The sequence below is a fragment of the Candidatus Thiosymbion oneisti genome (assembly GCF_900092655.1).
Lineage (GTDB): Bacteria > Pseudomonadota > Gammaproteobacteria > Chromatiales > Chromatiaceae > Thiosymbion > Thiosymbion oneisti.
The window spans coordinates 1-388 of record NZ_FLUY01000326.1 but is presented as its reverse complement, the minus strand read 5'-3'; the positions used below and the strand labels follow the sequence as shown (position 1 = coordinate 388).

Below are 388 nucleotides of genomic sequence, written 5' to 3'. Positions count from 1 at the left end.
GGGTGCGTAAGCCGTCTGAAAGACGGCGGTCCCAGCGTCCCCGGAACCGCCGACATTTTGTCGGCCCCTGGGACCGCCGACATCCTGTCGGCCCCTGGGACCGCTGACATCCTGTCGGCCCCTGGGACCGCTGACATTTTGTCGGCCCCTGGGACCGCTGACATCCTGTCGGCTCCTGGGATTTCTCGTTCCCACGCGCTGTGTGGGAACCTGGTTGCTCCGCGCTGCGGAGAGAATCAAGCCGGTGTCCACCATTCGTATACCCGGGAACTAAACCTGCCGGCGATCCGGCGTTATCTGGTGCGGCCCATAAGGCGTCTGCTCTGACCGTTGCCGACAGCTGGTCATTGGGTGGGTAAGCCGTCTGAAAGACGGCGGTCCCAGCGTC

At 64.4% G+C, this 388-nt stretch carries 1 protein-coding gene; it reads left to right on the top strand.

What is annotated here, in order from left to right; all coding sequences use genetic code 11:
• The coding region (locus BQ17_RS21355; RefSeq protein ID WP_218068038.1) for a hypothetical protein at positions 1-327 on the top strand (327 nt) is incomplete at its 5' end.
• Between the last annotated feature and the right edge of the window lie 61 nt (positions 328-388).